Source organism: Arthrobacter sp. P1_A5 (assembly GCF_056406825.1).
In genome coordinates this window covers 1-9,145 of sequence record NZ_JBFTZL010000149.1, presented here as the reverse complement: position 1 = coordinate 9,145, position 9,145 = coordinate 1, and the positions used below count along the sequence as shown (strand labels likewise).

General features: G+C 67.2%; 6 protein-coding genes and 1 pseudogene. 2 read left to right on the top strand and 5 right to left on the bottom strand.

What is annotated here, in order from left to right:
• The 3 genes and pseudogenes from AC1D1S_RS16380 to tkt all read right to left on the bottom strand — a co-directional run.
• Nucleotides 1–964, bottom strand: a pseudogene (locus AC1D1S_RS16380) (glucose-6-phosphate isomerase); the annotation flags it as partial.
• A gap of 6 nt (nt 965–970) precedes the next feature.
• Nucleotides 971–2,086: a transaldolase gene (gene tal / locus AC1D1S_RS16375; RefSeq protein ID WP_243177721.1), complete on the bottom strand. Its 1,116-nt coding sequence runs from the start codon at nt 2,084–2,086 to the stop codon at nt 971–973.
• 63 nt (nt 2,087–2,149) lie between these two features.
• Nucleotides 2,150–4,267 carry a transketolase gene (gene tkt / locus AC1D1S_RS16370; RefSeq protein ID WP_459384808.1) on the bottom strand — a complete coding sequence of 706 codons (2,118 nt, stop codon included), beginning with the start codon at nt 4,265–4,267 and terminating at the stop codon, nt 2,150–2,152.
• A 497-nt stretch (nt 4,268–4,764) separates the two neighbouring features.
• On the opposite strand from tkt, the gene AC1D1S_RS16365 reads away from it, so the two are divergent.
• Complete coding sequence (locus AC1D1S_RS16365; protein WP_476994939.1) at nt 4,765–5,727, top strand: heme o synthase; 963 nt, start codon at nt 4,765–4,767, stop codon at nt 5,725–5,727.
• Between the two features lie 131 nt (nt 5,728–5,858).
• Complete coding sequence (locus AC1D1S_RS16360) at nt 5,859–6,806, top strand: threonine/serine dehydratase (RefSeq protein WP_476994938.1); 948 nt, start codon at nt 5,859–5,861, stop codon at nt 6,804–6,806.
• A gap of 65 nt (nt 6,807–6,871) precedes the next feature.
• On the opposite strand, the gene AC1D1S_RS16355 is transcribed toward AC1D1S_RS16360, so the two are convergent.
• Entirely contained in the window at nt 6,872–8,032 is a 1,161-nt protein-coding gene (locus AC1D1S_RS16355) for an acyltransferase family protein (protein WP_476994937.1), read from the bottom strand.
• A gap of 295 nt (nt 8,033–8,327) precedes the next feature.
• On the bottom strand, nt 8,328–8,831 hold the full coding sequence (locus AC1D1S_RS16350) for a hypothetical protein (RefSeq protein ID WP_476945111.1): 504 nt from the start codon (nt 8,829–8,831) through the stop codon (nt 8,328–8,330).
• Nucleotides 8,832–9,145 lie beyond the last annotated feature (314 nt).

Below are 9,145 nucleotides of genomic sequence, written 5' to 3'. Positions count from 1 at the left end.
TCTCGCCGAGCTGCACGTCGGCGTCCGCCGCGACGAGCCGGATGACCAGGACGTCGGGGGCGCCCAGGGTGGCTTCCGGGGAGGCAGGACCGGCGACGACCGGCAGCACGCCGGTGCCGAGCTTGCCCGTGGATTCGGCGATGAGCTGCTCGGCCCAGTCGGCGAAGCCCACGATTCCGGATCCGTCCTCCGCGATGACGATCTTGTTGCGCAGCGGGGTGGTGCCGCCCAGGGCGGTGCCGAGGGCGAGGCCGATGTTGTCCTCCGAGTCCTCATTGAGGATCTCGGCGGCTTCTTCGGCCTCATCCAGGAAAGCCTGGATGTCGACGCCGGCCAGCCCGCACGGGACCAGCCCGAAGGCGGTCAGTGCCGAGAATCGGCCGCCGACGTCCGGATCTGCATTGAAGACGGCGCGGTAGCCTGCCTCCCGGGAGGCCTTGTCCAGCGGCGACCCCGGGTCGGTGACGATGATGATGCGGCTCTTCGCATCGATCCCGGCATCGGTGAACGCCTGCTCGAAGATCCGGCGCTGGGAATCGGTTTCCACAGTGGAGCCGGACTTGGAGGAAACCACGATCGCGGTGTCATCCAGCCGGTCCGCCACCGCGGCACTGACCTGTTCGGGGTCGGTGCTGTCCAGAACAGTCAGCTCGACGCCAGCGGTGCCCGCAATGACTTCAGGCGCCAGCGAAGAGCCGCCCATGCCGCAGAGGACGATCCGCGTTACGCCCTCGGCCTTCAGCGCGTCGCGGAGTTCGAGAATGTCGCCGACCAGCGGCTGGGAGACGGAAGCCGCCTCGACCCAGCCCAGCCGGACAGCGGATTCCTGCTCTGCGTCCGGACCCCACAGGGTGTGGTCCTTCGCGAAGATCCGGGTGGCAATGCGGTCTTCCAGCAGTGCCGGGAGGTGCTGCTCATGTGCCTGGCGGGCTGCGCCGGTGGCGTCGTAGCTGAGTGTGCTCATGGTGGGTTAGGAAGCCTTCCGTGCAGAGGCCAGGGCGCCTTCGACGTCGCCCAGCAGTTCCTTCCAGCTGGCCACGAACTTGTCCAGGCCTTCGGATTCGAGCAGGGCGACGACGTCGTTGTAGGAAATCCCCAGCGCGTCGAGGGAGTTCAGCGTGGCGTTGGCGTCGTCGTAGCCGCGGGTGACGGTGTCGCCCGTGACGGTGCCGTGGTCGAACGTCGCGTCGAGCGTCTTCTCCGGCATGGTGTTGACGACGCCGGGGGCAACGAGTTCGGTGACGTAGAGCGTGTCCGGGTAGGCCGGGTCCTTCACGCCGGTGGAGGCCCACAGGGGGCGCTGCGGCAGGGCGCCGGCCTCGGCCAGCAGTGCCCAGCGTTCGGTGGAGAAAAGCTCCTCGTAGACCTGGTAGGCCAGACGCGCGTTGGCCAGGCCGGCCTTGCCCTTGAGTGCCTTGGCTTCCTCGGTGCCGATGGCGTTGAGGCGCTTGTCGATTTCGGCATCGACGCGGGAGACGAAGAAGGACGCGACCGAGTGGATCGTGGACAGGTCGTGGCCGTTGTCCTTGGCCTGCTCGAGCCCGGACTGGAAAGCGTTGATCACGGCGCGGTAGCGTTCCAGCGAGAAGATCAGGGTCACGTTGACGCTGATGCCCTCGGCCAGGGTGGCGGTGATCGCCTCGAGGCCTTCGAGGGTGGCCGGGATCTTGATCAGGACGTTGTCCTTGTTGACCTTCTTGTACAGGTGCTTCGCTTCGGCGATGGTGCCGGCGGTGTCCCAGGCCAGGCGGGGGTCGACCTCGATGGAGACGCGGCCGTCGACGCCCTTGGTGGCCGCGGCGACCGGGGCGAACAGGTCGCAGGCGTCGGCGACGTCGGTGGTCGTGATTTCGAAGACGGTCTCTTCGACGGTGGCGCCGGCGGCGGCCTGGGCGGCGATCACGGCGTCGTAGTCGTGGCCGGCGGTGATGGCGGCGTGGAAGATCGACGGGTTGGTGGTGACACCAACGACGTTCTTCTCTTCGATCAGCTTGCGCAGGGTGCCTGTCTGCAGGCGGCCGCGGGAGAGGTCGTCGAGCCAGATCGAGACGCCGGCGTCGGAGAGCTGCTGGGTGGGGGTAGTCATTTCATAACTCCTGGAAATCATGGGTTCCGGGGGCACAGCGTCCCCCGGAACCGTGGTGGTGGATCAGTTGGTGAGGCCGGCGAGGGATTCCTTCGCGGCGGCGGCGACTGCTTCTGCCGTGATGCCGAATTCCTGGAAGAGGCGCTTGTAGTCCGCGGACGCGCCGAAGTGCTCCAGGGAGATGGAACGGCCGGCGTCGCCGACGAATTCCTTCCAGCCCAGGGCCAGTCCGGCTTCGACCGAGACGCGTGCCTTCACGGCCGGGGGCAGCACGGCGTCGCGGTAGGCGGCGTCCTGCTTGTTGAACCATTCCACGCAGGGCATGGACACCACACGGGTGGGGATGCCCTCCGCCTGCAGCGCTTCGCGGGCGTTGACGGCGAGCTGGACCTCGGAGCCGGTGCCGATCAGGATGACCTGGGCTTCGGCGGTGGAGCCGTCCTTCGACGCCTCGGCAAGGACGTAGCCGCCCTTCTCGACGCCGGCGGTGGAGCCGAAGGTGTCGCCGTCGGCGACGCCGGTGCCGCGGGCGTAGGTGGGGATGTTCTGCCGGGTCAGGACGATGCCGGCGGGGTTTTCGTGGTTTTCCAGCATGGCCTTCCAGGCCGCGGCGACCTCGTTTGCATCTCCCGGACGGACGACGTCCAGGCCCGGGATGGCGCGGAGGGAGGCGAGCTGCTCAACGGGCTGGTGCGTGGGGCCGTCCTCGCCCAGGCCGATCGAGTCGTGCGTCCAGACATACAGCGACGGGACGCCCATGAGGGCGCCGAGCCGGATCGCGGGGCGCTGGTAGTCGGAGAAGATCAGGAACGTTCCGGAGAAAGCCCGGGTGCGCCCGTGCAGGGAGATGCCGTTCACGATCGACGCCGCGGCGTGCTCGCGGATGCCGAAGTGCAGGACCCGGCCGTAGGGGTTGCCCTTCCACGCCGCGGTGGACCGGGATGTCGGGATGAATGAGGGCGAGCCCTCGATCGTGGTGTTGTTCGACTCCGCGAGGTCGGCGGAGCCGCCCCAGAGTTCGGGCATGACCGGGCCGATCGCGTTCAGGACCTTCCCGGAGGCGGCCCGGGTGGAGACGTCCTTGCCGGCTTCGAAGACCGGCAGGGCGGCTTCGAAGTCGCCCGGGAGCTTCTTCGCTTCGACGCGTTCCAGCAGTGCAGCGGACTCGGGGTTGCCGGCCTGCCACGCCTCGAACGAGGCCTGCCAGTCGGCGCGGGCGGCCGCGCCGCGGTCCTGCACGGCACGGGCGTGGGCCAGGACGTCCTCGTCGACCTGGAAGGCGCGTTCCGGGTCGAAGCCCAGGACCTTCTTCAGGGCTGCGACTTCCTCAGCGCCGAGGGCGGAGCCGTGGATCTTGCCGGTGTTCTGCTTCTTCGGCGCCGGGTACCCGATGATGGTCCGCAGGGAGATGATGGAGGGCTTGCCGGTTTCGGCCTTCGCGGCGAGCAGTGCGGCGTGCAATTCCTGTACGTCTTCGACGTATTCGCCGGTCCGGGTCCAGTCGACCCGCTGGGTGTGCCAGCCGTAGGCCTCGTAGCGGGCCAGGACGTCCTCGGTGAACGCCACATCCGTGTCGTCCTCGATCGAGATGTGGTTCTCGTCGTAGATCACCACGAGGTTGCCCAGTTCCTGGTGACCGGCGAGTGAGGACGCCTCGGAGGTGACGCCTTCCTGCAGGTCGCCGTCGGAGGCGATCACCCAGACGGTGTGGTCGAACGGGCTCGTGCCGGCGGGAGCGTCGGCGTCGAACAGGCCGCGCATCCGGCGCTGGGAATAGGCGAAGCCGACCGCGGACGCCAGGCCCTGGCCCAGCGGGCCGGTGGTGATCTCCACGCCCTTGGTGTGCTTGTACTCCGGGTGGCCCGGGGTCAGCGAGCCCCAGGTCCGCAGCGCCTCCAGGTCCTTCAGTTCCAGGCCGTAGCCGGAGAGGAACAGCTGGATGTACAGGGTCAGGGACGTGTGCCCGGGGGACAGGACGAACCGGTCGCGGCCCAGCCAGTCCGGATTCGCCGGGTCGTGGCGCATCAGCTTCTGGAACAACAAATAAGCGGCMGGAGCCAGGCTCATCGCCGTCCCCGGGTGGCCGTTTCCGACCTTCTCCACCGCATCCGCGGCCAGCACCCGGACGGTGTCCACCGCGCGCTGGTCCAAGTCAGTCCATGACAGTTCTTGCTCTTCCAAATGTGGCACGAAAACCGGGCCCCTCTCTGTGCTGACGGCCGGCGGTACGTTCTTTTCCCGCCCGGGCACAGTTCGGTGCCCGCTGCGGTTCGTACCAGCCGTTCACCATCGAAACGTTGATCTATCATTCAGACGCAGATGCAGAGCCGCGTGTTCCGGCAAGTGCCTAAATGCGTGCCCGTGTGCGCTGATCTAATGACAGCCTAGTCCCATTCCACTTTGTGGTCAGCGTATATCTCACCAATTGGACCTGATTTCGCTTATATGAATCACCGTCCGCCGCGGCGCCGGTGAGCCGGCGTTAACGCGCCGGAATCATGGCGCGGCGTTCGGCGGCCGTCCGGCCCGGAGCTCCACGGTATGATGGGTGGTGGCCTTCGACTGGGGCAAGGACACGGGTGTGCGCCGAGCGCGGAGCCCGGTCTGCAGCACAGTGCGTTGCGAAATCCACCCGGGGCTGCCCAGCCAGACAGAACTGCACAGCCAGACAGAACAGAGTGACTGCCACCGTGAGCACAACTAATACGCCGCTGAACGCCTCCCCGGCCTCGGGAAGAATGGGCTTCGGCCGCAAAGCCAAGGCCTACCTGGCGCTCACGAAACCCCGCGTGATCGAGCTCCTGCTCGTCAGCACGCTGCCCACCATGATCTATGCCGAACGCGGCTTCCCGTCGATCGGCCTGATCCTCGCGACGCTGGTGGGCGGCGCGTTCGCGGCAGGTTCCGCCGGCGCCTTCAACTGTTACATCGACCGCGACATCGACAAGCTCATGCACCGCACGGAGAACCGGCCCCTGGTCACCGGTGAGGTCACACCCCGCGAAGCCCTCATCTTCTCCTGGGTGCTGGGCGCGGCGGCGATCGCCATCCTCTGGTTCGGGGCCAACCCGCTCGCCGCGTGGCTCGGGCTCGGCGCCATCGTCTTCTACGTGGTCATCTACACCATGATCCTGAAGCGGCGCACGGCCCAGAACATTGTCTGGGGCGGCGCCGCCGGGTGCTTCCCGGTCCTGATCGCCTGGGCCGCCGTCACCAACACCGTCGAGTGGCCCGCCGTCGTGCTGTTCATGGTGATTTTCCTCTGGACCCCGCCGCACTATTGGCCGCTGTCGATGCGCTACGGCGAGGACTACCGCAACGCCAACGTGCCGATGCTGGGCGCCATCGCCGGTGCGAAGGTGGTGTCGGTGCAGGTGGTCCTCTACGCCTGGGCCATGGTGGCGTGTTCGCTGCTGATGATCCCGGCCGGTGGTGCCGGCTGGGTCTACACGGTGACCGCCGTCGGCGCCGGTGCCTGGTTCCTGTACGAGTCGCACGCCCTGTACAACCGCGCCCAGGCCGGCGACGTTTCCAACAAGGGAGCCATGAAGGTCTTCCACGGCTCCATCAGCTACCTGACCCTGCTCTTCATTGCCCTGGCCGTCGACCCGTTCGTCGGCTCGGCCGTCATGGGCGGCTGATTCCCCCGTTCATCTGCCTGACGCTCCCTCAACACTGGTGGGGGAGCGTCAGCTGTATCAGGGGGACGGTCCTTTTCGGTCCCGGGGTATCCTTACGAACCGGCCAAGCGACACAACCCCAGGGGGAGCCCGTGATCGACCGCAGCGACGTACTTCAGGCGCAGAACCKCATCAGTGGCCACGTGCGGCGCACACCGTTGCTCCGCGGGGGTACCGCTGCCGCCCCGCTCTGGTTCAAATGTGAGTTCCTGCAGCACACGGGCGTCTTCAAGGCCCGCGGCGCCTTCAACCGCCAGCTCGCCGCCCGGGAGCGCGGGGAGCTGGACCCGGCCGTCGGCGTGGTGGCGGCGTCAGGCGGCAACGCGGGTTTGGCGAACGCGTACGCCGCCGCGGCCCTCGGTGTGCCGGCGACGGTGTTCGTCCCGGAGAACGCCCCGCGGGTAAAGGTCGAGCGTCTCCTCGCGTACAACGCCACGGTCCGGCAGGTCGGCGCCGAGTACGCGGAGGCGTTCGCGGCCGCAATGCACTACGTGGAAGATACCGGCGCCCTGTTCTGCCATGCGTACGACCAGCTGGAAATCGCGGCAGGCGCGGGCACCCTGGCCGAGGAAATGCTTGAGGACGAGCCCGGCATCGACACGATCGTCGTCGCCGTCGGCGGCGGCGGACTCTATGCGGGCGTGGCGGCAGCTGCCGAGGGCCGGGCCCGCATCGTCGCGGTCGAGCCCTTCACCATCCCCACGCTGCACGCGGCCCTCGACGCCGGCCGCCCGGTCGATGTGGCGGTTTCGGGCGTCGCCGCGGATTCCCTCGGGGCCAGGCGCGTGGGTGGGATCGCCTTCAGCATCGCCTCACGCGTCCCGCCGGCCTCTGTGCTGGTGGACGACGCCGCCATCGTCGCCGCACGGTCACAATTGTGGAGCGATTACCGGATCCCCGCCGAATACGGGGCTGCGGCTGCGTTCGCGGCGCTCACGTCAGGGGCTTACACACCCGCCGAAGGGGAACGCGTCGCGGTGATCGTCTGCGGGGCTAACACCGACGCCTGCACGCTGGAGAACGACCCGCGCAGCGACTGAAGGGTGCCCGCTGAAGGGTGCCGGCTGAAGGGTGCCAACTGAACTCTGGCGACTAACCGTGCCGACTAACCGTGCCGGGAAGCGGCGCTGACGGCCTGCTGCCGGTCCGGATGGTAGCGCGCAGAATAGTGCTGGTCGAAGCGGGTCCGAGCGATCCGCCCGAGCCGTTCGACAGTGTGCCAGCTGATGACCGCAATGAGCAGGGTCACCACGATGGCGGACACCGCGATGAGCGGCGGCAGATCGGCCGTGGAGCCGCCGTTGAGCCAGAGAATGACGGCGTAGTTCCAGAGGTACGCGGCGTAGGAGACGGTGCCCAGCAGCTGCACCGGGCGCGTCCACTTCGGCATCACTGCGGTTCGGGAGGCGGCCAGTGCGACCAGGACGGCCGCGGCGGCCATGGCCAGCGGGCCGCCAATGAACATGAAGGCCGGCGTTTCGTTGGCCTTCGGGAAGTAGATCAGCGCGGCCAGGACGGTGACGGAACCGAGCAGGGTCGCACGCCTGAGCCAGCGGCCGGTGAACCAGTTGAACACATGGACCCTGTACAACCGCAGGGCCGAACCGATGATCAGGCCCAGGCCCCACGTGGTCGGCAGCGCGTAGACCAGCGAGTGAAGTTGCGGGGCCAGGGTCACCATTGCCAGCACACTGGCCGACATGAGGAACAGCGCGACGGCGGCGGACCAGCCAATCAGCCGTCCCTGGCGGTTGCGCCGCAGCGCGAGCACCAGCAGTGCGGGCCAGATCAGGTAGAACTGTTCTTCCACCGCCAGCGTCCAGAGCGGTCCGATCGCCATGCTGACGTCGAACGGCAGGGGGAGGTCTTTGAGGTAGCCAAGTCCGGCTAGGACCGTGTAGCCCACGATTCCCTTGGACCGGTCACCGAGGACGTCGGTGGCCAATTCGACGATCGCGTATACGCCCAGGAGAGAGACCAGTGCCGGCACCAGCCGGAAGGCCCTGTGCGCATAGAAGCGTCCGTAACGAATTTTTCGGTGCCGTTCGATATCGCCGACCAGCACGTTGGTGATCAGGTAACCGCTCAACACGAAGAAGGCAATGACACCCACGATGCCGGCGCCCTGGAATATGCCGGGCCAGGAATGTCCGAGCAGGACCGCGCCCACGGCGGCACCGCGAAGAACGTCCAGGCCGTCCAGCCGCGGGCGCTTTGCAGTATGTTGGACCGTCTGTGCGGGCCTTTCGCGGACTAGTAACGCCACATATCCTCCGGTGCCTCTGTCTGGCCGGTTCCGATTCCAGCTGCATCAAGGCAAAACCGCGCCGTCCGTCTATCCATGGATGCGATTGCGGCGCCAGTTCTGCGCCCTATCCAAGTATTCCCGCCCTGGCTGGACGAAACCTGACGCCGGCTCTGTGGCTGCCCGGCTCTGCGGTAGCCCAGCTAAAGGGCGGGCCCGAAAAGGGGCCACAGCATCCAGTATTCCGAAATCTTTCCCGTTTGGACAAGTGACTGGCCAGTAACCTGGCGTCGAGGGGGGAGGCCTTAAGGCTTCTTTAGAGATTGTGGGCCACCAGCTCCAGCCCGATTACAAGCAGGCTTAACACGACTTCGGCGAACATGATGGCGGCCTTGTGACGGAGCGGGATCTCGAGGCGGCGGATCGCGAGGAACCCGACGATGCCGAGCGAGACAACCAGAACAGCGACTGCCCACCCGAGGGCAACGGCCGTCGACCACAGACCAAGGCCGGCTGCCGTGAGGAGGAGCAGCGGGGTGACCAGGACGCCGAGGCCGCCCGCGCTGACCGTGATCATGTGGTGCAGCTCGTCGCCGGTGGGGAGCTTCGAATGAACAGTCAGGTGGCTCAGGAGGTCGGCGACGAAAATCCCCAGCAGGGAGCCGATCACCACGATGCTGAGCGTCGCCGCCGCTGCCAGCGGCGTGGTCTCGTCCGCGTGACTCCGAAGCGCCAACACCACGGCCAGGCTCGTGAAGATGATGTACACGCGTTCTTTGAGGCTCGCCGCGCGCTGGCGGGCTGAGGGTGAAGGAGGCACGGTCGGTTCTGTCGCTTGCATCAGAGAAGGCCTTCCGGTCAGCGTCACGGGAACGAACGAGGAAAACCCACGGCCGCGACGATCCATGTCCATGCCATCCCATAGTCCACCCGGAAATCCCGTCAAGGCCAGCCCCCGGGAGGTGAATGCGGTACTGGTCATTGTTGCCGCCGCGGCCGTACGAGTGCCCAGACAGCAACAGACAGCAAACGCGGGGCCACTTACGGCCCGTCCGGGCGTGCCGGAAGGGCGGTAAGCGACCCCGCGATGCTTTTGTTCAGGGTGCTGCGGCTGGTTAGTCCACCGGGTTAATC